General features: G+C 64.9%; 31 protein-coding genes. 6 read left to right on the top strand and 25 right to left on the bottom strand.

All coding sequences use genetic code 11. From position 1 onward, the window contains the following. From ACREB7_RS04750 to tuf, 13 genes are all read right to left on the bottom strand, one after another. On the bottom strand, positions 1–189 hold a 189-nt coding region (locus ACREB7_RS04750; protein WP_431591135.1), incomplete at its 3' end, for an uL14 family ribosomal protein. A gap of 60 nt (positions 190–249) precedes the next feature. Then, positions 250–531: a 30S ribosomal protein S17 gene (gene rpsQ, locus ACREB7_RS04745; protein WP_327471173.1), complete on the bottom strand. Its 282-nt coding sequence runs from the start codon at positions 529–531 to the stop codon at positions 250–252. Positions 532–542: 11 nt separating this feature from the next. Continuing rightward, positions 543–746, bottom strand: coding sequence for a 50S ribosomal protein L29 (rpmC, locus tag ACREB7_RS04740; RefSeq protein WP_037515654.1), 204 nt, complete (start codon positions 744–746; stop codon positions 543–545). Positions 747–750: 4 nt separating this feature from the next. Beyond that, positions 751–1,182 carry a 50S ribosomal protein L16 gene (gene rplP / locus ACREB7_RS04735; RefSeq protein WP_056341835.1) on the bottom strand — a complete coding sequence of 144 codons (432 nt, stop codon included), beginning with the start codon at positions 1,180–1,182 and terminating at the stop codon, positions 751–753. 11 nt (positions 1,183–1,193) lie between these two features. After that, positions 1,194–1,901 (bottom strand): 30S ribosomal protein S3, encoded by a 708-nt coding sequence (gene rpsC / locus ACREB7_RS04730; RefSeq protein WP_056341838.1) that lies wholly within the window; start codon positions 1,899–1,901, stop codon positions 1,194–1,196. 1 nt (position 1,902) lies between these two features. Continuing rightward, the gene (rplV, locus tag ACREB7_RS04725) at positions 1,903–2,283 is read right to left on the bottom strand and encodes a 50S ribosomal protein L22 (RefSeq protein ID WP_056341841.1); all 381 of its coding nucleotides are present in this window, start codon (positions 2,281–2,283) and stop codon (positions 1,903–1,905) included. Then, the gene (gene rpsS / locus ACREB7_RS04720; RefSeq protein WP_037556370.1) at positions 2,283–2,558 is read right to left on the bottom strand and encodes a 30S ribosomal protein S19; all 276 of its coding nucleotides are present in this window, start codon (positions 2,556–2,558) and stop codon (positions 2,283–2,285) included. Before rpsS ends, rplV begins: the two co-directional genes overlap by 1 nt. A gap of 3 nt (positions 2,559–2,561) precedes the next feature. After that, positions 2,562–3,398, bottom strand: a complete 837-nt coding sequence (gene rplB / locus ACREB7_RS04715) for a 50S ribosomal protein L2 (RefSeq protein ID WP_431591134.1) — start codon at positions 3,396–3,398, stop codon at positions 2,562–2,564. Positions 3,399–3,419: 21 nt separating this feature from the next. After that, positions 3,420–3,728, bottom strand: coding sequence for a 50S ribosomal protein L23 (locus tag ACREB7_RS04710; RefSeq protein WP_056341848.1), 309 nt, complete (start codon positions 3,726–3,728; stop codon positions 3,420–3,422). After that, positions 3,721–4,347, bottom strand: a complete 627-nt coding sequence (gene rplD / locus ACREB7_RS04705; protein WP_431591133.1) for a 50S ribosomal protein L4 — start codon at positions 4,345–4,347, stop codon at positions 3,721–3,723. The genes ACREB7_RS04710 and rplD overlap by 8 nt, the downstream gene beginning before the upstream one ends. A gap of 2 nt (positions 4,348–4,349) precedes the next feature. Further along, positions 4,350–5,129: a 50S ribosomal protein L3 gene (rplC, locus tag ACREB7_RS04700; protein WP_431591132.1), complete on the bottom strand. Its 780-nt coding sequence runs from the start codon at positions 5,127–5,129 to the stop codon at positions 4,350–4,352. A gap of 299 nt (positions 5,130–5,428) precedes the next feature. After that, positions 5,429–5,740, bottom strand: a complete 312-nt coding sequence (gene rpsJ, locus ACREB7_RS04695; protein ID WP_003042199.1) for a 30S ribosomal protein S10 — start codon at positions 5,738–5,740, stop codon at positions 5,429–5,431. Positions 5,741–5,888: 148 nt separating this feature from the next. Then, positions 5,889–7,082, bottom strand: a complete 1,194-nt coding sequence (gene tuf, locus ACREB7_RS04690; protein ID WP_431591131.1) for an elongation factor Tu — start codon at positions 7,080–7,082, stop codon at positions 5,889–5,891. Here tuf and ACREB7_RS04685 point away from each other — a divergent pair. Next, positions 7,014–7,196 carry a hypothetical protein gene (locus ACREB7_RS04685; RefSeq protein ID WP_431591139.1) on the top strand — a complete coding sequence of 61 codons (183 nt, stop codon included), beginning with the start codon at positions 7,014–7,016 and terminating at the stop codon, positions 7,194–7,196. The genes tuf and ACREB7_RS04685 overlap by 69 nt on opposite strands. Before the next feature lie 4 nt (positions 7,197–7,200). Here ACREB7_RS04685 and fusA read toward each other — a convergent pair whose 3' ends face one another. From fusA to rpsL, 3 genes are all read right to left on the bottom strand, one after another. Continuing rightward, complete coding sequence (gene fusA / locus ACREB7_RS04680) at positions 7,201–9,294, bottom strand: elongation factor G (protein ID WP_431591130.1); 2,094 nt, start codon at positions 9,292–9,294, stop codon at positions 7,201–7,203. A 105-nt stretch (positions 9,295–9,399) separates the two neighbouring features. Next, positions 9,400–9,870 carry a 30S ribosomal protein S7 gene (gene rpsG, locus ACREB7_RS04675; protein ID WP_431591129.1) on the bottom strand — a complete coding sequence of 157 codons (471 nt, stop codon included), beginning with the start codon at positions 9,868–9,870 and terminating at the stop codon, positions 9,400–9,402. Positions 9,871–9,941: 71 nt separating this feature from the next. After that, positions 9,942–10,313 (bottom strand): 30S ribosomal protein S12, encoded by a 372-nt coding sequence (gene rpsL, locus ACREB7_RS04670; protein ID WP_431591128.1) that lies wholly within the window; start codon positions 10,311–10,313, stop codon positions 9,942–9,944. A gap of 299 nt (positions 10,314–10,612) precedes the next feature. On the opposite strand from rpsL, the gene ACREB7_RS04665 reads away from it, so the two are divergent. Next, complete coding sequence (locus ACREB7_RS04665) at positions 10,613–11,119, top strand: DNA-deoxyinosine glycosylase (RefSeq protein ID WP_431591127.1); 507 nt, start codon at positions 10,613–10,615, stop codon at positions 11,117–11,119. A 100-nt stretch (positions 11,120–11,219) separates the two neighbouring features. On the opposite strand, the gene ACREB7_RS04660 is transcribed toward ACREB7_RS04665, so the two are convergent. After that, a complete protein-coding gene (locus ACREB7_RS04660; protein WP_431591126.1) occupies positions 11,220–12,518 on the bottom strand; it encodes an amidohydrolase family protein in 1,299 nt (432 codons plus the stop codon). A 158-nt stretch (positions 12,519–12,676) separates the two neighbouring features. Between ACREB7_RS04660 and ACREB7_RS04655 the strand changes: the two genes are divergently transcribed. The 3 genes from ACREB7_RS04655 to ACREB7_RS04645 all read left to right on the top strand — a co-directional run bounded on the left by ACREB7_RS04655 (position 12,677) and on the right by ACREB7_RS04645 (position 16,436). Next, positions 12,677–13,369: a pyrimidine 5'-nucleotidase gene (locus tag ACREB7_RS04655; RefSeq protein WP_431591125.1), complete on the top strand. Its 693-nt coding sequence runs from the start codon at positions 12,677–12,679 to the stop codon at positions 13,367–13,369. Then, positions 13,366–14,208 (top strand): 2,3,4,5-tetrahydropyridine-2,6-dicarboxylate N-succinyltransferase, encoded by an 843-nt coding sequence (gene dapD, locus ACREB7_RS04650; RefSeq protein ID WP_431591124.1) that lies wholly within the window; start codon positions 13,366–13,368, stop codon positions 14,206–14,208. Before ACREB7_RS04655 ends, dapD begins: the two co-directional genes overlap by 4 nt. 116 nt (positions 14,209–14,324) lie before the next feature. Further along, positions 14,325–16,436 (top strand): TonB-dependent receptor plug domain-containing protein, encoded by a 2,112-nt coding sequence (locus tag ACREB7_RS04645; protein WP_431591123.1) that lies wholly within the window; start codon positions 14,325–14,327, stop codon positions 16,434–16,436. Between the two features lie 27 nt (positions 16,437–16,463). On the opposite strand, the gene gpmA is transcribed toward ACREB7_RS04645, so the two are convergent. Then, complete coding sequence (gene gpmA / locus ACREB7_RS04640) at positions 16,464–17,150, bottom strand: 2,3-diphosphoglycerate-dependent phosphoglycerate mutase (RefSeq protein ID WP_431591122.1); 687 nt, start codon at positions 17,148–17,150, stop codon at positions 16,464–16,466. A gap of 187 nt (positions 17,151–17,337) precedes the next feature. On the opposite strand from gpmA, the gene ACREB7_RS04635 reads away from it, so the two are divergent. Further along, positions 17,338–17,799, top strand: coding sequence for an Hsp20 family protein (locus ACREB7_RS04635; protein WP_431591121.1), 462 nt, complete (start codon positions 17,338–17,340; stop codon positions 17,797–17,799). Between the two features lie 270 nt (positions 17,800–18,069). On the opposite strand, the gene ACREB7_RS04630 is transcribed toward ACREB7_RS04635, so the two are convergent. From ACREB7_RS04630 to hpf, 7 genes are all read right to left on the bottom strand, one after another. Beyond that, positions 18,070–18,543, bottom strand: a complete 474-nt coding sequence (locus ACREB7_RS04630; RefSeq protein ID WP_431591120.1) for a GNAT family N-acetyltransferase — start codon at positions 18,541–18,543, stop codon at positions 18,070–18,072. Then, positions 18,543–19,664 carry a M14 family metallopeptidase gene (locus ACREB7_RS04625; RefSeq protein ID WP_431591119.1) on the bottom strand — a complete coding sequence of 374 codons (1,122 nt, stop codon included), beginning with the start codon at positions 19,662–19,664 and terminating at the stop codon, positions 18,543–18,545. Before ACREB7_RS04625 ends, ACREB7_RS04630 begins: the two co-directional genes overlap by 1 nt. After that, positions 19,661–20,293, bottom strand: a complete 633-nt coding sequence (locus tag ACREB7_RS04620) for a DUF4136 domain-containing protein (protein ID WP_431591118.1) — start codon at positions 20,291–20,293, stop codon at positions 19,661–19,663. Before ACREB7_RS04620 ends, ACREB7_RS04625 begins: the two co-directional genes overlap by 4 nt. A gap of 69 nt (positions 20,294–20,362) precedes the next feature. Further along, positions 20,363–20,977 carry a cell wall hydrolase gene (locus ACREB7_RS04615; protein ID WP_431591117.1) on the bottom strand — a complete coding sequence of 205 codons (615 nt, stop codon included), beginning with the start codon at positions 20,975–20,977 and terminating at the stop codon, positions 20,363–20,365. Positions 20,978–21,210: 233 nt separating this feature from the next. After that, entirely contained in the window at positions 21,211–21,549 is a 339-nt protein-coding gene (locus tag ACREB7_RS04610) for a DUF1491 family protein (RefSeq protein WP_431591116.1), read from the bottom strand. Between the two features lie 21 nt (positions 21,550–21,570). Further along, positions 21,571–22,035 carry a PTS sugar transporter subunit IIA gene (locus tag ACREB7_RS04605; RefSeq protein ID WP_431591115.1) on the bottom strand — a complete coding sequence of 155 codons (465 nt, stop codon included), beginning with the start codon at positions 22,033–22,035 and terminating at the stop codon, positions 21,571–21,573. 160 nt (positions 22,036–22,195) lie between these two features. Next, positions 22,196–22,768, bottom strand: a complete 573-nt coding sequence (gene hpf, locus ACREB7_RS04600) for a ribosome hibernation-promoting factor, HPF/YfiA family (protein ID WP_056341896.1) — start codon at positions 22,766–22,768, stop codon at positions 22,196–22,198. Between the last annotated feature and the right edge of the window lie 25 nt (positions 22,769–22,793).

Here is a 22,793-nt window from a genome sequence, read left to right as displayed (position 1 = left end):
AACGATGACGGCGCGATGCACGTCACCCTTCTTCACCTTGCCGCGCGGCTGGGCTTCCTTGATCGACACGACGATAACATCGCCGACGCCGGCGACGCGACGCTTCGACCCGCCCAGCACCTTGATGCACTGGACGCGCTTGGCGCCGCTGTTGTCGGCGACTTCCAATTGTGACTGCATCTGGATCATCGATGCATTTCCTTCTTGTTTGGCCTACCGGGCAACCCCGGCGGTTCCGTGAAAACCAGCTTAGGCGTCGGCAGCCGGAGCGGCAGCGCTCTTGGGCTTGCTGTGGGTGTCGACCTTGTCGAGCACCTTCCACGTCTTCAGCTTCGAAATCGGCTTCGTTTCCTCGATGCGGACGGTTTCGCCGGCCTTGATGGCGTTGTCCTCATCATGGGCGTGATACTTCTTCGAACGACGGATGATCTTGCCGTAGAGCGGGTGCTTCACCTTGCGCTCCACTTTCACCACGACGGTCTTGTCGCCCTTGTCGGACACCACGGTGCCGGTCAGAATGCGCTTCGGCATCGATAGTCTCCTTACTTCGCAGCCGAGCGCGTGCGCTCGGTCTGCTGCGTCTTGATGCGGGCGATCGAGCGCCGCACTTCCTTGACGCGCGATGCTTTTTCCAGCTGGCCGGTGGCCGCCTGGAAACGCAGGTTGAAGGCCTCGCGCTTCAGTTCGCCGAGCTGTTCGGCGAGCTGATCGTCGGTCTTGGCCTTGAAATCTTCGGTCTTGGCCATGTCCTTAACCCTCCAGGTGAGTCGTGTCGCCGAGGCGGGCAACGACCTTGGTCTTGATCGGCAGCTTCATCGCGGCGCGTTCGAACGCCAGCGCGGCCACCGGGCCGGGAACGCCGTCGAGTTCGAACAGGATGCGACCCGGCTTCACGCGCGCGGCCCAGAATTCCGGCGAACCCTTGCCCTTGCCCATACGGACTTCGGCCGGCTTCGACGACACGGGGACGTCGGGGAAGATGCGGATCCACAAACGGCCCTGGCGCTTGATCGCACGGCTGATCGCACGGCGAGCCGCTTCGATCTGGCGCGCGGTGATGCGCTCGGGTTCCATCGCCTTCAGCCCGTAGGAGCCGAAGTTCAGGCTGGTGCCACCCTTGGCATTGCCATGGATGCGGCCCTTGAAAGCCTTGCGGAACTTGGTTTTTTTCGGTTGCAGCATGTCAGCAGTCCTTAGCGGCGATCATCGCGCGCCGGGCGCACGCCCGACGTCTGCGCGTCGAGCATCAACCGGTCGGTCGCCATCGGGTCGTGACCCAGGATTTCGCCCTTGAAGATCCACACCTTGATCCCGCACACGCCATAGGCGGTGTGCGCGGTCGCTTCGGCATAGTCGACGTTGGCCCGGAGGGTATGCAGCGGCACGCGGCCTTCGCGATACCATTCGGTGCGCGCGATTTCCGCGCCGCCCAGACGGCCGGCGCAGTTGATGCGGATGCCCTCGGCGCCGAGACGCATCGCCGACTGCACCGCGCGCTTCATCGCACGGCGGAAGGCCACGCGGCGCTCGAGCTGGTCGGCAATGCCCTGGCCGACGAGCTTGGCGTCGACTTCGGGCTTGCGGATTTCGACGATGTTCAGCGACACGTCGCTGCCGGTCAGTTCGCCGAGCTGCTTGCGCAGCTTTTCGATGTCGGCGCCCTTCTTGCCGATGATGACGCCCGGGCGGGCGGCATAGATCGACACGCGGCACAGCTTCGCCGGACGCTCGATCACCACCTTCGAGATCGCGGCCTGCGGCAGCGTCTTGAAGATGAAGTTGCGGATCTTCAGATCCTCAACGAGCATACGGCCATAGTCCTGCCCTTCGGCGAACCAGCGGCTGTCCCAGGTGCGGTTGACCTGCAGGCGCAGGCCGATCGGATTGCTCTTCTGGCCCATCTTACGCCTCTTCTTCCTGTTCGCGCACGACAATGCGGATGCGGCTGAACGGCTTGACGATCCGGGTCGACTTGCCGCGGCCGCGAGCGTGCCAGCGCTTCATCGAGATCGACTTGCCGACGCTGGCTTCCTGGATGACCAGCGCATCGACGTCGAGGTTGTGGTTGTTTTCCGCGTTGGCGACGGCGCTGGCGAGAACCTTGCGCACGTCGACCGCCATCGCCTTCTTCGAGAAAGCGAGGACGTTCATCGCGTCTTCGACCTTGCGACCGCGGATCAGCGCAGCGACGAGATTCAGCTTCTGCGCCGAACCGCGAATCTGCGTGCCGACCGACAGCGCTTCGTTATCCGCAACGCGGCGGGGGGATTTTGCCTTGCCCATTAGCGTTTGCCCTTCTTGTCGGCCGCGTGGCCGGGGAAGAAGCGCGTCGGCGCAAATTCACCCAGCTTCATGCCGACCATGTCTTCGTTCACCGACACCGGCACGAACTTGCGGCCGTTGTAGACGTTGAAGGTCAGCCCCACGAACTGCGGCAGGATGGTGGACCGACGCGACCAGGTCTTGATCGGGGCAGAGCTGCCGCCGTCCTGGGCCGTTTCGGCTTTCTTGAGCAGATGGAGGTCCACGAAAGGACCCTTCCAGACCGAGCGAGCCATGGCTTACCTCTTCTTCTTCGCGTGACGCGACCGGATGATCATCTTGTCGGTCGACTTGTTCGAACGGGTGCGGGCACCCTTGGTCGGCTTGCCCCACGGGGTCACCGGATGACGGCCGCCCGAGGTCCGGCCTTCACCACCGCCGTGCGGATGGTCGACCGGGTTCTTGGCCACGCCGCGGGTCAGCGGACGCTTGCCGAGCCAGCGGCCACGGCCGGCCTTGCCCAGATTGGTGTTCTGGTTGTCGGGGTTCGACACCGCGCCGACCGTGCCCATGCACTCGCCGCGGATGTAACGCTGTTCGCCCGAACCGAGACGCACGATGACGAGACCGCGGTCACGACCGACGACCTGTGCATAGGTGCCGGCCGAACGGGCGATCTGGCCACCCTTGCCCGGCTTCATCTCGATGTTGTGGACGATCGTGCCGACCGGCATCTGCGACAATTCCATCGCATTGCCCGGCTTCACGTCGGTCTTCTTGCCCGCGACGACGACATCGCCGACCGCCAGGCGCTGCGGCGCCAGGATGTAGGTCTGCTCGCCGTCTTCATACTTCACCAGCGCGATGAAGGCCGTGCGGTTGGGGTCATATTCCAGACGCTCGACGGTGGCCGGCATGTCCCACTTGCGACGCTTGAAGTCGATGAAGCGGTACTTCTGCTTGTGGCCGCCGGCGATGCCGCGCGAGGTCACATGACCCTTGTTGTTGCGGCCGCCGGTCTTGCGCTTGCCTTCGGTCAAAGCCTTGACGGGCTTGCCCTTCCACAGCGACGATTTGTCGACGAGGATCAGGCCGCGTTGCGCGGGGCTGGTCGGATTATAGGATTTAAGTGCCATTGTTCCTGCCTCTTCCTACAATCAGACGCCGGTGGTGACGTCGATCGACTGGCCTTCGGCCAGGCGAACGATCGCCTTCTTCACGTCGCTGCGGGTGTAGGGCTTGCCCTTCCAGCGCTTGGTCTTGCCCTTGGTGATGAGCGTGTTCACGCCGATCACCTTGACATCGAACAGCGCCTCGACGGCGGCCTTGATGGCGGGCTTGGTCGCGTCGTTCGCAACCTTGAACACCACCGCGTTATTCTCGCTGAGCAGGGTCGACTTTTCGGTGATCACCGGAGCGAGGATCACGTCATAGTGACGCGCGTCGACAGTTTTTGCCTTAGCCATGGAAACGGGCCTCCAGCTTTTCGACCGCCGCGCGGGTCAGGACCAGCGTGTCGGCACGGATGATGTCATAGACGTTGGCACCCGCCGCCGGCATCGAGTCGATACCGATCAGGTTGGCCGACGCCATGGCGAAGCTTTCATGGACCGCATCGCCGTCGATGAAGAGCGCGCGGTTGCCGAGTTCGAGCTTGCCGAGCTTGCCGGCGAGCGCCTTGGTCTTGGCATCCTTGAGCTCGAGCGTGTCGAGGACGACGATCTTGCCGCCCTTCGCCTTGTCGCTGAGCGCCATCTTCAGGCCGAGCGCGCGGATCTTCTTGTTCAGCGAGTGACCGAAGGTGCGGGCCCGGGGACCATGCGCCTTGCCACCGCCGATGAAGATCGGCGCCTTGCGATCGCCGTGACGTGCGGTACCGCCGCCCTTCTGGCGACCGAATTTCTTGCCGGTGCGGGCGACGTCGCTGCGTTCGCGGGCGGCGCGAGCCGGACCACGGCGCTTTTCGAGCTGCCACGAAACGACGCGGTGCAGGATGTCGGCGCGCGGATCGACGCCGAAGACGTCGTCGTTGAGGTCGATGTCGCTGCCGGCCTTGCCGTCGATGGTCTGAACCTTGACCTTCATGTTCAGGACTCCTGCGCGCCGTCGGTGGTCGCGGTGTCGGTCACGACGGTCTCTTCGACCGGCGTTTCGACCGGCGCGTCTGCCGGGGCTTCCTGGTTGCTGTTGGCCGCGCTCCTGATGCCCGCCGGATAGGGGGCCTCGGGGTGGCGCGGCAGCTTGACCGCATCGCGGACCATCAGCCAGCCGCCCTTCGAGCCAGGGACCGAGCCCTTGACGAAGAGAAGGCCGCGCTCGACGTCGGTGCGGACGATTTCGAGATTCTGCTGGGTGCGGTTGCGCGCGCCCATGTGGCCGGCCATCTTCTTGTTCTTGAAGACGCGGCCCGGATCCTGGCGGTTACCCGTCGAACCATGGGCACGGTGGCTGATCGACACGCCGTGCGTGGCGCGCATGCCTCCGAAACCCCAGCGCTTCATCGCACCGGCAAAACCCTTGCCCTGCGTGACGCCCTGGATGTCGACGATCTGGCCGGCGACGAAATGGTCGGCCGACAGTTCGGCGCCGACGTCGAGCGTCGCGTCGTCAGCGACGCGGAATTCGACGACCTTCGCCTTGGGTTCGACTTCGGCCTTGCCGAAAGCGCCGCGCTGGGGCTTGGCGACGTTCTTCGCCTTCGCCGAGCCGGCACCGAGCTGGACGGCGACATAGCCGTCACGTTCTTGTTCGCGCACGGAGATGACCTGGCAGCCTTCGAGGCTCAGGACGGTGACGGGCACGTGGCGGCCGTCGTCCTGAAACAGGCGGGTCATCCCCATTTTCTTCGCGATCACGCCAGTCCGCATGATCAATACTCCTCAACAGAGGCCGGGCGGACCATTCCGCACGGCTTGCGGGACCCACTGAGGCATTGCCCCGATGGAACCCTCCCAGCCCATAATTTCGATGCATCGCCCCGTCCGGGCTGAGGTGCCGCCATCCCGAAGGACCTGCGGCGAGACGGGGGACGCAGCCCGGACCATTTTGCTTCCAGGGAAGCGGTCCGGCGGTATCCACCCTATCGTCGGTCCGGATCGCTCCGGACAATGCGGCTTCCGAGGAGGCCGCCGATAGAGACCCCGGTTTTCACCGGGGCTTCGCTGGCTCAGGCCAGCTTGATCTCGACGTTCACGCCCGCAGCGAGGTCGAGCTTCATCAGCGCATCGACCGTCTGCGGGGTGGGCTGCACGATGTCGAGCAGCCGCTTGTGGGTACGCACCTCGAACTGCTCGCGCGACTTCTTGTCGACATGCGGACCGCGGTTCACGGTGAATTTTTCAATGCGCGTCGGCAGCGGGATCGGGCCGCGAATAAGCGCTCCGGTACGACGCGCCGTGTCGGCGATGTCGGTGGTGGCCTGATCGAGCACGCGGTGATCAAAGGCCTTCAGGCGAATGCGAATATTCTGCGTTTCCATGACTGTTCCAGTCGAATCCCGTCTGACGATGCGAAAGAGCCGAAATGGCCTGCTCCGGCTCCCGCAGGGAAGCCGGATCGGCCATCTAAATTCCTAGTGCTACGAGCCGCGCGAATCGCTTCCGAATCGCGCGGCTCGCGGCCCTATATTACTTTGTGATGGTCGCGACAACCCCTGCGCCAACCGTACGGCCACCTTCGCGAATGGCGAAGCGCAGACCCGGGTCCATGGCGATCGGGGCGATCAGCTTGACCGACAGCTGGACGTTGTCGCCGGGCATGACCATCTCGGTGCCCTCGGGGAGGATGACCTCACCGGTGACGTCCGTGGTGCGGAAGTAGAACTGCGGACGATAGTTCGCAAAGAACGGCGTGTGACGACCGCCTTCGTCCTTCGACAGGACGTAGACTTCCGAGGTGAACTCGGTGTGCGGCTTGATCGTGCCGGGCTTGCAGAGAACCTGGCCACGCTCGACTTCTTCACGGCCGACGCCGCGGATCAGCGCGCCGACGTTGTCGCCAGCCTGGCCCTGGTCGAGCAGCTTGCGGAACATTTCGACGCCGGTCACGACGGTCTTCTTGGTGTCCTTGATGCCGACGATCTCGACTTCTTCACCAACCTTGACGACGCCGGTTTCGATACGGCCGGTGACGACGGTACCGCGACCCGAGATCGAGAACACGTCTTCGATCGGCATCAGGAAGGGCTTGTCGAGCGGACGTTCCGGCTGCGGGATCCACGCGTCGACGGCCGCCATCAGCTTCAGGATCGCGTCCTTGCCGATGGCGTCGTCGCGACCTTCGAGGGCGGCGAGAGCCGAACCCGGGATGATCGGAATATTGTCGCCGTCGAAGTCGCGCTTCGACAGTTCTTCGCGGATTTCCAGCTCGACGAGTTCGAGCAGCTCGGGATCGTCCAGCTGGTCGACCTTGTTGAGGAAGACGACCATGGTGGGAACGCCGACCTGCTTGGCGAGCAGGATGTGCTCCTTGGTCTGCGGCATCGGGCCGTCAGCGGCCGACACGACGAGGATCGCGCCGTCCATCTGGGCGGCACCGGTGATCATGTTCTTCACATAGTCAGCGTGACCCGGGCAGTCGACGTGCGCATAGTGGCGGCCATCGGTTTCATATTCGACGTGGGCGGTCGAAATGGTGATGCCGCGCTCGCGCTCTTCGGGAGCCTTGTCGATGTTCGCGAAGTCGACGGCGGCGTTGCCGGCGACGTTTTCGGCGAGCACCTTGGTGATCGCTGCGGTCAGCGAGGTCTTGCCATGGTCGACGTGACCGATGGTGCCGATGTTGCAGTGCGGCTTCGTCCGCTCAAATTTAGCCTTGGCCATGATGGTATAACCTTCTTGTTCAATGTTTGCGTTGATCAGTCCTGGACGCGCCTGCTGAATCAGGCGCCGCCCTTAGAGGGTCTTGCCGCGCGGTGCAAGCCCGCGCGGCTTTGACCCATCAGGCCATCTTGGCCTTCACTTCTTCGGCGACGTTGGTCGGCACTTCCTCATAATGCGAGAATTGCATCGAGTAGCTGGCGCGCCCCTGGCTGAAGCTGCGCAGCTGGTTGACGTAGCCGAACATGTTCGCCAGCGGAACGATCGCCTCGACGACCTGGGCGATGCCCCGGCTGTCGGTGCCCTGGATCTGCCCGCGACGGCTGTTGAGATCGCCGATGACGTCGCCCATGAACTCCTCAGGGGTCACGACCTCGACCTTCATCACCGGTTCGAGCAGCTTGATGCCGGCCTTTGCCGCCACTTCGCGCATCGCCGCACGGCCTGCGATTTCGAACGCCAGCGCCGACGAGTCGACGTCGTGATAGGCGCCGTCGGTCAGCTTGATTTCGAAGTCGATGATCGGGAAGCCGATCATGTGGCCGTTTTCAGCCGACTCGCGCATGCCCTTTTCGACCGACGGGATATATTCGCGCGGAATGTTGCCGCCCTTGATCTCGTCGATGAAGGTGATGCCCGCGCCGCGTTCGCCGGGAGCGACGCTGACCTTGACGCGGCCGAACTGGCCCGAGCCGCCCGACTGCTTCTTGTGGGTATAGTCGACGTCGACGGCCTTCGCGAGCGATTCGCGGTACGCCACCTGCGGCGCGCCGACATTCGCTTCGACCTTGAACTCGCGCTTCATGCGATCGACGAGAATGTCGAGGTGAAGCTCGCCCATGCCCTTGATGATCGTCTGGCCCGATTCATGGTCGGTCGACACGCGGAACGAGGGATCCTCGGCGGCCAGGCGGTTGAGCGCGATGCCCATGCGTTCCTGGTCGGCCTTGGTCTTCGGTTCCACCGACAGCTCGATGACCGGCTCGGGAAATTCCATCCGCTCGAGGATGATCGGCGCGCTGGTGGCGCAGAGCGTGTCCCCGGTGGTGGTTTCCTTGAGGCCGGCGAGCGCGACGATGTCGCCCGCATAGGCTTCGTCGATGTCTTCGCGGCTGTTCGCATGCATCAGCAGCATACGACCGACCTTTTCCTTCTTGTCCTTCACCGAGTTCAGGTAGGTGCCCTTGTTCAGGGTCCCCGAATAGATGCGGGCGAAGGTGAGCGAGCCGACGAACGGGTCGTTCATGATCTTGAAGGCGAGCAGCGACAGCGGCGCCGAGTCCGACGTCGCGCGCGAGTCGGGCTGGTCGTTGTCGGGGTTGATGCCCTGGACGTCGGGAATGTCGAGCGGCGACGGCAGATAGTCGACGACCGCGTCGAGCAAGGTCTGGACGCCCTTGTTCTTGAACGCCGAGCCGCAGAGGACCGGAACGAACGCCTGCGCCAGCGTGCCCTTGCGGATCAGCGCCTTGAGCTGGGCGACGTCGGGGACATTGCCTTCGAGATAGGCTTCCATCGCGGCGTCGTCCTGTTCGACGGCGAGCTCGACGAGCTTTTCGCGATATTCGGCGGCCTTGTCGGCGAGGTCGGCGGGGATTTCCTCATAGAAGAATTCGGCGCCGAGGCTTTCGTCCTTCCAGATGATCGCGCGCTCGTTGACGAGGTCGACGAGGCCCTTGAAGCCGCCTTCCGAACCGATCGGCAGATAGAGGACGGCCGGAACCGCGCCGAGGCGATCGATGATCGTCTGGACGCAATAATAGAAATCGGCGCCGGTGCGGTCGAGCTTGTTGATGAAGCACATGCGCGGCACGCGGTACTTGTCGGCCTGGCGCCACACGGTTTCCGACTGCGGCTCAACGCCGGCAACGCCGTCGAACGCGGTGATCGCACCGTCGAGGACGCGCAGCGAACGCTCGACTTCGATCGTGAAGTCGACGTGTCCGGGGGTGTCGATGATGTTCAGGCGATGCTCGGGGCCCTGACCTTCGTCGGCTTTCCAGAGGCAGGTCGTGGCCGCCGACGTGATCGTGATGCCGCGTTCCTGTTCCTGCTCCATCCAGTCCATGGTCGCGGCGCCGTCATGGACTTCGCCGATCTTGTAGGACTTGCCGGTGTAGTAAAGGATACGCTCGGTCGTCGTGGTCTTGCCGGCGTCGATGTGCGCCATGATCCCAAAGTTGCGATAATGTTCGAGCGAATGGCTGCGTGCCATGGTCTTTTCCTTGGTTTTTGGGGGAGGCCTTTGGAGCCGCCCCCGATATAGGAAGTTTTGTTGCGATTGCGAGACGCCCCCGTAACGCCGAGGGCGTCGGGCAAATTACCAGCGGTAGTGCGAGAAGGCGCGGTTGGCTTCGGCCATGCGGTGCGTGTCTTCGCGCTTCTTGACCGCGTTGCCGCGGTTGTTCGACGCGTCGAGCAGCTCGCCCGACAGGCGTGCGGCCATCGTGGTTTCGCTGCGGTTGCGCGCGGCGGTGATCAGCCAGCGGATAGCGAGCGCCTGCGCACGGTCCGGACGGACTTCGACCGGAACCTGATAGGTCGCACCGCCGACGCGGCGGCTGCGGACTTCGATGTTCGGGCGGATGTTCGCCAGCGCTTCGTGGAACACGCCGATGGGTTCCTTCTTGGCGCGGGCTTCGACCGACTCGAGCGCACCGTAAACGATGCTTTCGGCGGTGGACTTCTTCCCGTCCAGCATGACGCTGTTCATGAATTTCGACAGCACGATATCACCGAAACGGGGATCGGGCAGGATTTCGCGGCGTTCAGGACGACGACGACGAGCCATAGGTAATTCCTTTGTACAACAGCATCCCGGCGCAGCGCGCTACGGGATGATCAAAAGCCGAAAAGCGGTCCTTACTTCGGACGCTTCGCACCGTATTTCGAACGGCTCTGCTTGCGGTCCTTCACGCCCTGCGTATCGAGCACGCCGCGCAGGACGTGGTAACGCACACCGGGAAGATCGCGGACACGACCGCCGCGGATCAGCACGACGCTGTGTTCCTGGAGGTTGTGGCCTTCGCCGGGGATGTAGGTGATGACTTCGCGCTGGTTGGTCAGGCGGACCTTCGCAACCTTACGGAGCGCCGAGTTCGGCTTTTTCGGGGTGGTCGTATAGACTCGGGTGCAAACGCCGCGCTTCTGCGGGTTTGCGTCCATCGCCGGGACCTTGGACTTCACCTTCTGGGGATTCCGGCCCTTGCGGACCAGCTGGTTGATCGTGGGCATGAATGCTTCACCTTAAAATGTTCGCCCATCAAAGCGAACGGTTACTGTACCGCGGTGGATGAAGCATCGGTCCGGCCCCGCAGAAAACCGCGAAAAACGGGCGACCTTGTAACAGCAAAAGACCCCGGCGGATCACAAGGATCTTCCGGAGGCTCCATCCGCGCCAGCAATGTTCAAGCGCTGTTGTAACCGGAAGTGGCGGTTAAGCGCCGCTTTCGATCGACGCGGCCCCTAGCGGCGATTCCCCTGAGGGTCAAGGGGCGAGCAAGATTGTTGCGCCGGGCGGGGCGGGCTATCGGATGGCGATGCCGCCCGTCCGCCACGCCAGCTTCGCCCCGCATGTCGCGCCCGACACCCGCCTGCTGATCCTCGGCAGCCTGCCCGGGGCGCGGTCGCTGGCGGAACGGCGCTATTATGCGCATCCGACGAACCAGTTCTGGCGGCTGGTGGGGGAGGTGATCGACCGGCCGCTGGCGACGATGGATTATGACGCACGGCTGGCGGCGCTGCGTGAAACACGCGTCGGCCTGTGGGACGTGATCCGCACCGCCGAGCGGCGGTCGAGCAGCGACAGCGCAATTCGCGAGGTGGAGACGCAGGATCTGGCGGCACTGGTCGCGACATTGCCCAACCTCCAGATGATCGCGTTTAACGGCGGCAAGGCTGCGGCAATCGGGCGGCGGCAGTTGCCGGTGCTGGAGGGGGTCACGTTGGTCGATCTGCCGTCGAGCAGTGCGGCGAATACGGGCGGCTATGCAGGGAAACTGGAGCAGTGGCTGGAGCTGCGCGGGGCGTTCAAAAGTTGAAGCTCGTCATTGCGAGCGAAGCGAAGCAATCCAGAGCGGGTCTACATACGCTCTGGATTGCCGCGTCGCCTTCGGCTCCTCGCAATGACGAAGGGGGGGGTCAGTCGACCACTTCCCCCCGCGCCATCACGAAATCGACGCTCTTCAGCACCCGCACATCGGCGATCGGGTCGCTGGCGACCGCGATGATGTCGGCGCTCTTGCCGGGCGCGATGGTGCCGATCTGGTCGGAGAGGCCGAGCAGGTCGGCGGCGTTGACCGTCGCGGCCTTGAGCGCCTCGACCGGCGACATGCCATGCTGGACCATCAGTTCGAACTCGTCGCCGTTGCGGCCGTGCTTCGACACGCCGGCATCGGTGCCGAAGGCGATGCGGACACCGCGCGGGACAAGCTGCTCGAGGCTTTTGCCGGTGATCGAAATGCGCCACCGGATCTTCGCCAGCACATCGGGGGCATAGGCGTCGGGGTTGGCGGCGAGGCGTTCCTTATAGCCGTTCACCGTCGCCAGGGTTGGGACATAATAGGTTTTCGATTTCGCCCACAGCGCGATCGTCGGTTCGTCGAGGATCGTGCCATGCTCGATCGAATCGGCCCCGGCGACGAGCGCGAGGCGGATGCCGTCGGCGCCGTGCGCATGGACCGCGACCTTTTTGCCGAACATATGCGCGGTGTCGACGATCGCCTGCGCCTCGTCATCGAACATCTGTTTGCCGAGGCCGGCGCCGATGCGGCTGTTGACCCCGCCGGTCGAGGCGAATTTGATCACATCGGCGCCGCGCCCGACCTGATAGCGCACCGCGCGGCGACAATCGTCGGCGCCGTTGCAGGTGTTGGCGGCGCCCGCGAAGAAGGGCTTGAGCTCGTCGCGATAACCGAGCGAGCCGTCCATATGCCCCGCGCTGCCCGAGATCGCATTGCCGGCGTCGACGATGCGCGGTCCCTGCACCTTGCCCGCGGCGATCGCGTCGCGCAGCGCCAGCGTCGCGCCGTCGCCGTCGCCGAGGTTGCGGACCGTGGTGAAACCGGCGCGCAGCGTCTTCATGCCGTTGACCTCGGCATTGAAGGCCTGCGCCGCCGGGCTGAGGGTCACTTCCTCGAGCTGCCCGGCGAGACCGCCGGCGTCGCTGGTCAGATGGACATGGCTGTCGATCAGCCCGGGCAGGACATATTTGTCGCGGAGGTCGATGAGCGTCGCGCCCGCGTCGGCGGGCTGGTGGCCGTCGGCGATCGCGACGATCTTGCCATTCTCGACGATGATCGTCGACGCGCCGCGGATCGGCTGGCCCGGTTCGGCGATCAGGTGACCGGCGTGGATGATCGTGCGCGTCGTTTGCGCCGCAGCGGGCGCGGCGAGCGCGGTGCCGAGCAGCAGGAGCGGGAGGAAGGTCGTCGGCTTCATTTGGCGTCCCCTGTTGTGTCATCATGTCGTCACCCCGGACTTGATCCGGGGTCCCGCTGTTTTGAAGGCCAAGCGGGACCCCGGGTCAAGCCCGGGGTGACGCAGGAGAGGGGGAGGGCGGCTTGCCCGCAGCGACCCGGATCGCTAAGCGCCGCCGCATGCCCCAGCGCCTCGCCGATATCGATACGTGGATCTTCGATCTCGACAACACGCTCTATCCGCCGTCTTGCGCTTTGTTCGACCTGATCGACGAACGCATGGGCGCCTTCATCATGCGGCTGCTGGGCGTCGACGCGGTCGAGGCGCGGCGGGTGCAGAAGCAATATTTCCACGACCATGGCACGACGATGGCGGGGCTGATGCGCCACCATGGAGTCGATCCCGAGCATTTCCTGGTCGACGTCCATGCCATCGCGCTCGACCGCATCGCCCCCGATGCGCGGCTCCGGGCCGGGCTGGAACGCCTGCCGGGCCGCCGCCTGATCTTCACCAACGCCGATGCCGATTATGCGGCGCGGGTGCTGGCGGCGCGCGGGATCGCGGACCTGTTCGACGGCATCTGCGACATTCGCGTCACCGGCTACACGCCCAAGCCCGATCCCGCCGCTTATGCGATGATGGTCTCGCACCTTGGCGTGGACCCGAACCGCAGCCTGTTCGTCGAGGATATGGCGCGCAACCTGACCCCGGCCAAGGCGCTGGGGATGCGGACCGTGTGGCTGGACAATGGCAGCGAAAGCGGCCATCGCGACCATCTGCCGGACCAGGTCGATTTCCATGTGAACGACATTTCGGACTGGCTCGACACGCTCCCGGAATTTTGGGAGCCGACACCCTGGGGGATTTCATGACGACCGACCTGCAAACCATCATCGAGGCCGCGTGGGACGACCGCGACGCGCTGGGCTTCGCGACCCAGGGCGCCCTGCGCGAGGCGGTCGAGACCGCGCTCGCCGGGCTCGACGACGGCAGCTTCCGTGTCGCCGAGCGCCAGACCGATGGCATGTGGCAGGTCAACCAGTGGCTGAAGAAGGCGGTGTTGCTGTCGTTCCGGCTCAACGACATGGAATTGATCGAGGGCGGGCCCGGCGGCGCGCGCTGGTGGGACAAGGTGCCGTCGAAATTCGCCGGCTGGGGCGAGAATCGTTTTCGCGACGCGGGCTTCCGCGCCGTCCCCGGCTCGATCGTCCGCCACGGCGCGCATATCGCCAAGGGCGCGGTGCTGCTGCCGAGCTTCGTCAACATCGGCGCGCGCGTCGGTGAGGGGTCGATGGTCGACGCCTGGGCGACCGTCGGCAGCTGCGCCCAGATCGGCGCCAATGTCCATCTGTCGGGCGGCGCCGGAATCGGCGGCGTGCTCGAACCACTGCAGGCCGGCCCGGTGATCATCGAGGACGGCGCCTTCATCGGCGCGCGCGCCGAGGTCGCCGAGGGCGTGATCGTGCGCGAGGGCGCGGTGCTGTCGATGGGGGTCTATCTCGGCGCCTCGACCAAGATCGTCGACCGCGCGACGGGCGAAATCTTCATCGGCGAAGTCCCGGCCTATGCGGTCGTCGTGCCCGGCGCGCTGCCCGGCAAGCCGCTGCCCGACGGATCGCCCGGCCCGTCGCTCTATTGCGCCGTCATCGTCAAGCGCGTCGACGCGCAAACCCGCGCCAAGACCGGGATCAACGAGCTGCTGCGCGACTGATCGCCTTCGCACCGGTCGATCCCCAGCCGTCGTTGGTGGATAAGCTTTTGACTTCCCGCGCCGCCACTGTTGCAGCCAAACCGCTGTTTTAGTACGGCAATACGGGAGGGGAGACTATGATGCGGATGGCCGCAAGGGCATCGTCGCTGGCATTGGCGGTTGGCTGTTTCGATCCGGGTATCGCCTTTGCGCAGGACCCGGCCGAACCGACCGGCGACGCGCCGGCGGCGGCCGCGACCCCGGTCGCCAATGGCGCACAGCGTTACAACCCCGCCGACTTCGCCCGCTTCGCACCGCGCACCGCGCTCGACATGGTCGAGAAGGTCCCCGGCTTCCTGATCGTCACCGGTACCAATGGCGGCAATCGCGGGCTGGGGCAGGCGACCGAGAATGTCCTGATCAACGGCGAGCGCATCGCGAGCAAGACGACCGATGCGCGCACCGCGCTGTCGCGGATCACCGCGACGCAAGTCGCCTATATCGACATCGTCGACGGCGCGAGCCTGAACGTCCCCGGGCTGACCGGACAGGTCGCCAATGTCGTCCTCGTCGCGGGCGCGGGTTCGGACGGCGGCTTCAAGACGACGATCCGCTGGCAGCCCGAATGGCGTCCGCGGATCGAGGATAATTGGCTGAACGGCGAGATTTCGACGACCGGCAAGCTCGGCGGCACCCAGGTCACGCTGAGCCTGAAGAACGAGGCGAACCGGAACGGCCATTGGGGCCCCGAACGGCGGTTCGACGACCAGGGCGACCTGTTGTTCGTGCGCGACGAGTTCGGCGCCTATGACGGCGACCGGCCGCGCCTGTCGGCGGCGCTCGCGCGGACCACGGCGAACGGCAACAAATGGAATTTCAACCTTGGCGGCCAGTTGCAGAATCTGCGCGAATCGGTGCGCGGAACATCGGTGCAGCCGGGCTTCGGGCGCGTATCGGAAGATTTCCGCTTTACCGAAGACGAGCATAATTTCGATATCGGCGGCGATTATGAAATGGGGCTGGGCAAGGGCCGGCTCAAGCTGATCGGCCTTTATCGCTTCGAGCATAGCCCGGTCGTCGATACGTTCATCGTCGATCGCGCGATCGGCGGCCGGTCGGGCGAGCGGTTCAGCCAGACCGCCGACGAAGGCGAATCGATCCTGCGCGGCGAATATAGCTGGCGCACCGGCGGCGGCACCGACTGGCAGGTCGCGCTCGAGGGCGCTTACAACACCCTCGACGTCGATGCCGAATTTGCGCGGTTGCAGTCCGATGGCAGCTTTCTGCCGGTCGCCTTTGGCGGCGAGCGGACCAAGGTCGAGGAAAAGCGCAGCGAAGCCTCGCTCACCTGGGGACGCGCGCTGGCGCCGAACCTGACCGCACAGCTCAACCTTGCCGCCGAATATAGCGAACTGACCTCGTCGGGGCCGGGCGGACTGACACGCAGCTTCGTCCGGCCGAAGGGCAAGTTCGCGCTGGCCTGGAAGGTAGGGCCCAAGACCACGATCAACTGGTTCGTCCAGCGCCGGGTCGACCAGCTCAATTTCTTCGATTTCGCCAGCTCGGTCGATGTCGCGAACGGGCAGGGCAATGGCGGCAACGGCCAGTTGGTGCCGCCGATCGTCAATCGCAGCGAGCTGGAATTCGTCCAGGACCTGAGCCGATGGGGCAATGCGTCGATCGCCTTCGCTTATGGCTATGCGCAGGACCTGGTCGATCAGATCCCGCTGTCGCCGACCACCGAAGGGCGCGGCAATCTGCCCGGCGCGCATCTCTATCGCGTCACCACCAAGGGCACATTGCTGCTCGACCCGCTGGGGTGGAAGGGGGCGCGGATCAACGCCGATGTGACCTGGCGCCGCAACCGGGTGCGCGACCCGTTGACGAACCAGTGGCGCGACCAGAGTTTCGGGCAGGAATATGTCGCCGACCTCAGCCTGCGCCACGACATTCCGGGCAGCAATATCGCATGGGGCGGCGGCTATTTCGACGAACGCTTCAGCCCCGGGCTGCGGCTCGATGCGATCGAGAAGGAATATACGGTGGGGCCGTTCGTCACCGCCTTTGTCGAGCACAAGAATGTCGCGGGTTTCACGGTCAAGCTGTCGTACCGCAACCTCGCGGGGATGAAGGACGGCTTTGACCGCACGGCCTATGTCGACCGGCGCGACGGGCCGATTGCGTTCAGCGAAAGCCGCCGGCGCAAGTTCGGGCAATATTTCCAGCTGACGGTGACGGGAACCTTATAATCCTCCCCGCAAGCGGGGAGGAACTTCCTAGCGCTCGTTCAGATAATAGCGCTCGCGCGCAGTCAGGTCGTCGTTCAGCTCATAGACGATCGGCTGGCCGGTCGGGATCTCGAGCCCGGTGATGTCCGCGTCCGAAATGCCCGACAAATGCTTGACCAGCGCGCGCAGGCTGTTGCCGTGGGCGGAGATCAGCACCGTCTTGCCCGCCGCAAGCTGGGGTTCGATTTCAGCCTGATAATAGGGCAGCACGCGCGCGATCGTGTCCTTCAAGCTCTCGGTCGAGGGGATGGCGATGCCCGCATAGCGCGGGTCGCTCGCGAGGTCGTAGGGCGAGCCGGCGTCGAGCGGCGGCGGCGGGATATCGAAGCTGCGGCGCCAGATCTTGACCTGCTCGTCGCCATGCTTGGCCGCGGTCTCGGCCTTGTCGAGCCCGGTGAGGCCGCCATAATGGCGCTCGTTGAGGCGCCAGTCCTTGGTTACCGGCAGCCACAAACGCCCCATCGCCTCGAGCGCGAGGTTGAGCGTCTTGATCGCGCGCGACTGGACCGAGGTGAAGGCGGTGTCGGGCGCAATGCCCTTTTCCTTCATCAGCTCGCCCGCAGCTTTCGCCTCGGCCGCACCCTTTTCGGTGACGTCGACGTCCCACCAGCCGGTGAAGCGGTTTTCGAGATTCCACTGCGACTGGCCGTGACGGAGGAGGATGAGCTTGGGCATGGACGATCCTTCGAGAGACGATTCGCCGCCGCCTTAGCGCGGCTTTTCCGCGAAGGCCAACACCCCTCTTGAAATGGGTCCGGCCGCCCCCAGATTCGCATCATCCGGTCGCCATCAAGGGGCCGGGTGGCGATCGCGGCCCATGCCGCGGTCCCTTTGCTTCGCTTTTGACAAGGAAGAAAGACCCATGCGCAACAGCTTCGACTGGACCCCCTATCGCCGTTCGACGGTCGGTTTCGACCGCCTGTTCGATTTCCTCGAAACGGGCGGTTCGGGCGCCGAAAACTATCCGCCCTTCGACATCGAAAAGGTCGCCGACGACCATTTCCGCATCACCGTCGCGGTCGCGGGTTTCAAGAGCGACGAAATCGACATCACCGCGCAGCAGAATATGCTGGTCGTCAGCGGCCGCAAGGCGCCCGCCACCGAAGGCGAAGGCCGCCAGCTGCTGTATAGCGGCATCGCGACGCGCGCCTTTGAGCGCCGCTTCCAGCTCGCCGATTTCGTACGCGTCAGCGCCGCCGACCTGGCCGACGGGCTGCTGAGCATCGACCTGGTACGCGAAGTGCCCGAGGCGATGAAGCCTCACAAGATCGCGATCGGCGGCGCGCAGCCGACCTTGTTCGACGGCGATAAAAAGGCCGCGTAACCGCGGAGGCTTCGGCCTGAAATATGCGGGGTCCGGAGTCCCTTCCGGACCCCGTTTTCGTTTTTGGGCATTTTTCCTGCCCGGTTACGCCGTGGCGCACACGTCCGTGTCATTCGTTTCGCGCAAAGACGCAAAGACACGAAGAGGTCGTGCCTGCCGCGAAGCAGCCTTTTTCGCGGACGGTGCGCCAAACGCATCGCTCAAAAAGAACAGGGGCCTATCGGCCCGGAGTACCTTCTTCGTGTCTTTGTGTCTTTGCGCGAAACCCTTTCAAAGGGCTCGCGTCATAAAACAGCTGAAGGGGTCGGGCTTGTAATCGGCGAAGGGCTCGCAATCCTCGAACCCGTAGCGCCGGTAGAGCGCGAGCGCGGGTTCGAAGGCGGGGCTCGATCCGGTTTCGAGGCTGAGCCTTTCGGCGCCGCGCGCTTGTGCTTCGGCGAGGATATGGTCGAGCATGCGCGCCGCGACGCCTTGCCGCAGGAACGCATCATGGGTGCGCATCGACTTGATCTCGCCATGGCCGGCATCGAGCATCTTGAGCGCGCCGCAACCCGCGAGGTCGCCGTCGCGGTGGATCGACCAGAAGGTCACATCGCCCGCGCGCAGCCCGTCGAAATCGAGGAAATGGCAACTGCCCGCCGGCGAATTGGCGAGCATGCCAGCAAAATGCTGTTCGAGCAGCGCCCGGATGGCGGCGCCCGACAGATCGTCCTCGACGATATGCCAGCCGCCGCCATCGAACATCAGAGGATCTGGTCCAGCGTCGAGAGGCACGCGTGCGCGAGCAGCTTCGACCGCTCAGGCGACCAGCCCTGCACCGGGTCGGGCAGGTCGCGATTGTCCTTGAACGGCATTTCGAGCGTCATCGACACCGCGCCATAGCGTTCGGCGAGTTGCGTCGTCGACATGCTGAGGTTCGCCTTGCCCGGCGCCGATTCGACATAGCCGAGATCGACCTGGAAATCGGGGGTCGCGGCGGCGAGTGCGGCCTGGAAATCCTTGTATTTCTGCTGCTGCTCCGCCTTGAGCGACGGAATGCCCTCGAAGCCCGCGAAGAACACCGCCGGAATCGCCTCGTCGCCATGGACGTCCATCGCCCAGTCGACGCCGGTTTCGTCCATCGCATTGCGGACGCAGAGGACCTCCGGGCTGCGCTCGGGTGTCGGTTCGTGCCATTCGCGGTTGAGGTTCACGCCCGCATAGTTGGTGCGCAAATGCCCACGGCGCGAGCCGTCGGGATTCATGTTCGGCACGATATGAAAGCGGCATTTGGCGAGCAGCGAGCGGGCGTGCGGGTCGGCGAGATCGGTGAGCTTTTCGAGCGCGCCCTCCATCCACCATTCGGCCATGCTCTCGCCCGGATGCTGGCGCGCATAGAGCCACACCTGCGTGTCGCCGCTGCCCATTTCGAGGCAGTCGATCGGCTGGCCTTCAAGGCTGTGACCGAGGCGGCGATAGGTCACGCCATCACACTCGGCGGCCCAGGCGATCAGGTCGTGGTGCCGCTCCATCGAATAGGGCGCGAAATAGGCGACCCACAGGATCGGGCTTTCGGCGGTGTGCTGGACGATCAGCGAGCCGCCGTCGGCATCAGCGTCGTAGCGCGTGTCGAGCCGGAACCAATGTTCGCGGTCGGTGCTGGCGCACACCGCATAATCGGGCCAGCCATCGGGATAGGCCGAATTAGCGAGTCCGGTGATGCTGAGTTCCAGCGCGTCGCCGACGGCGCAGCCGACGCGGAAGTGGAACCATTGGAAGAAATCGGATTCGCGATCCTTGCGGATCGAGAGCCTGGCGGTGGTGCCGGCGAGCGACTCCACGACGATATTGCCGCTGTCGAATGCGGCGTCGATGCTGATGGTCATGGCACGCTGATAGTGCGTCCCGATTCGCCGGGGAAGTCCTTGAATAGGGCGTCGGCCAATTTTGCCGCCGCGAGCGACGGCTGCGCCGCCGGGGCTTTGGACGGCACGGCGGCGATCGCGCGGCCCTCCCAAAGCGCGTTGCCCGTGGCGGCATCGTCGATGCGCACCGACAATTGCAGATCCTGGACGCGGCGCGGCCCGCCGCCGAGGTTGAAGCCGATGCCCAGCCCCAGACCGACCCCCGAGCGATACCCGCCGGTGCCGCCGCCAACGCCGACCGACACTGGCGAATTGCCGCCGCCGCTGGTGCGTTCGCTGCGCTCGAAGGCGATGCGGACGAGGAGCGGGGCGCGTTCGCCCGATCCCGCCGCGACGAGTCCCTGGCGCTGCAACTGCTGGTCGACCGCCGTGCGGTAGCTATTCCATTCGATCGACGGCATGCCCGCGCCCGGGCCTCCCGCACCCGACGCATCGAGCGGCGCGGTCGCAATGGCATAGCGCGTGCCGGGCGCCCAGCCGGGGACGGCATTGTGAAACCGCGTGACCTCGACCGGCGGCACGGCGGTGGCGCAACCGCCGAGCGTCAGCGTCGCTGCACCGAGCAGGACGACTATGTGATGAAGCTTCATAAGCCCATCATGCGCCAGCGAATCTGGCTTGGCAATGAACGGGGTGCGCGGGCGCACCCCATGTCACCATCAGCGATAGAAGATGTGATTGTCGATCTGCGCGATGCGCGTCTTGCGCCAGCCGGGCGAGACGTGGCGGGCGTGGAAGAAGAGGGCGCCGGGCGCTTGATTCTTCCAGCTGCCGTCGCGGGCGATCTGTGCAATCGCGACCGCATTCGACCACAGGGTCGTCGATTCGCGAATCGCCGGCATCTTGCCGCCGCGCACGAAGCTGAACTGGCTCGGCTGGTGGACGACGCCGCACAGGCTGGCCGGGAAGCGGCCCGACTGGGCGCGGTTGATCACGACGTGCGCGACCGCGAGCTGGCCGACGAGCGATTCGCCGCGCGATTCGAAATAGACCGCACCGGCGAGGCAGCGCAGTTCGGGATCGATCGTCGCCGGACGCGACGTCGCGGCGACGAGCGCCGCGAGCGATTCGGCGGTCACCGGAGCGATGGGCTCGACGGCGGGCTGATCCTCGGTAATCTGGGGAGTTTCGACCATCGTTTCGGTCGAAATATCTGCCTTCTGGAGCAATTCGGGCACGGTGCTCGACGAAGTTGCTGCGGGCAGACTGGCCTGGGCGACCAGATCATTGGCGAAACCGGGTTCCGCCATGACCAGCATGGTGGCGACTGTCATACCGACGGCAACCACGCTAGCGACGTTCAAAATGCGACTCATAAAATCCGTCAAAAGGGCGGCTGACGGGCCAAATAAAACAGGCGGGGGACGTATTTCTGTACCCGCCTGCGGCCGTCATCCGACTGCGTGTCCGAACCGTTTACCGGATGTTTCGACTCAGAGCCGACGCCACCCGCAGAACGACCTACGCGTTAATCTGTCGGTGCCACTTATTGTGCAGCGCAACAATGTCAAGCAAGCTCTGCCCACTCGGCGACGAGTCGTGGCGCATTTGCGATGTCCAGTTCGACGATCCACAGGTCGGGATCGGCCTTTTTCCGCCGTTCGAGATAGGCGGTGCGCGTCGCTTCGTCGTCACCGGCCGCAGCGCCCACATCCTCCCAGACATAGCCGCCCGCCATCGAAAAACGCCGTTCGAGCAGCGCACCGGCGGCCCCGCGCTCGCGGCACTGGATGAGAATCACGCCCGATTGCGCGTCGCCCGAGGCGAGGATCGCGCCAAAGCCGCCGGCGGCTTCGGTCCGGCGCATCAGCAGGTCGATGAGGAAACGGCTGGTGAGCCGGGTCATGGCGAAAACGGCGGCGCGGCGTCAGGCCGCGTCACGCGTTTCGCTGTCGGCGAGCAGCGCATAGAGCGCTTCGTCGCTCTTGGCGCCGCGCAGCCGGTCGGCGATCGCCTCGTTGCGGAGCATGCGCGAGACGCCGGCGAGCGCCTTCAGATGGTCGGCGCCGGCGTCGAGCGGCGACAGCAGCACGAAGAGCAGGTCGACCGGCAGGCCATCGACGGCCTGGAAATCGATCGGGCGCGACAGTTGCAGGAACAGCCCGCGTACCCCGGTCAAATCGGCCATCTTCGCATGGGGCAGCGCGATGCCGCGCCCGAAGCCGGTCGAGCCGAGACGCTCGCGTTCGAGCAGGGCCTCGCTGACCTCGCCCGAATCGAGCCCGAGCGACCGCGCCGCAAGGTCGCCGACGAACGGAAACAAGGCTTTTTTGGAATCGAGCTGAACATGCGCGCGCACGGTCGCCGGATAGAGGAGGGAAGATAGGTTCATCGCTCTGGTCAAATCTCAAACAACCCGACCCCGCAGACGCGCTCGCCCTGATGGCAATCGTTCGCGGATCGGTCTGGTGCCCCCCGCCATCACGGCCCCGGGCATCGCGGGAGTATCGTTGGGCGCGGCCCTTAGGCCGGATGGCGGAGAAAATCCAGTCCTATTGCGGCTCTACCCATCCGATGGTGCCGTCGGTCCGGCGATAGACCATGTTGTGCGCGCCGGTCTTGCTGTTCACAAAGAGCAGCGCGTTGGTGTTCCGGAGGTCGAGCATCATTACCGCGTCGGACACGCTGCTGCTCGGAATATCGACGCGGGTTTCGGCGATGATCGCCGGCGCGTCGCCCGCATCCTCTTCCTCGCTGCCGCTGTCGAAAACGATGTAGCTGGCATTGTCCTGGATCTCGTCGACCGTCGGCGACGGCGCACCCGATCCGTTGCGATCCTTCAGCCGGCGCATATAGCGGCGCAGCTGCTTCTCGATGCGTTCGGCGGCGCCCTCGAAGGCGACATGCGCGTCCTGCGCCTGGCCATGGCCCTTGAGCACGAGGCCCTGCATCACATGCGCGACGATGTCGCATTGGAAACTGTCGTGCGGCCCCTTGCCGAAGGTCGCGTGCGCGCCGATCGCGCGGGAGAAATATTTGTCGGCAATCGCGTTCATCCGGTCCGACACATGCGACTGCAGCGCTTCGCCGGTTTCGATCTGGTGGCCAGAGACGCGGATTTCCATTTTTCTTCTCCTTCTTGGCCGGTGC

The sequence above is a fragment of the Sphingopyxis sp. genome (assembly GCF_050725615.1).
Classification (GTDB): Bacteria; Pseudomonadota; Alphaproteobacteria; order Sphingomonadales; family Sphingomonadaceae; genus Sphingopyxis.
Note: the sequence above shows the minus strand (reverse complement) of the source record. Positions and strands in the feature narration are given on the sequence as shown.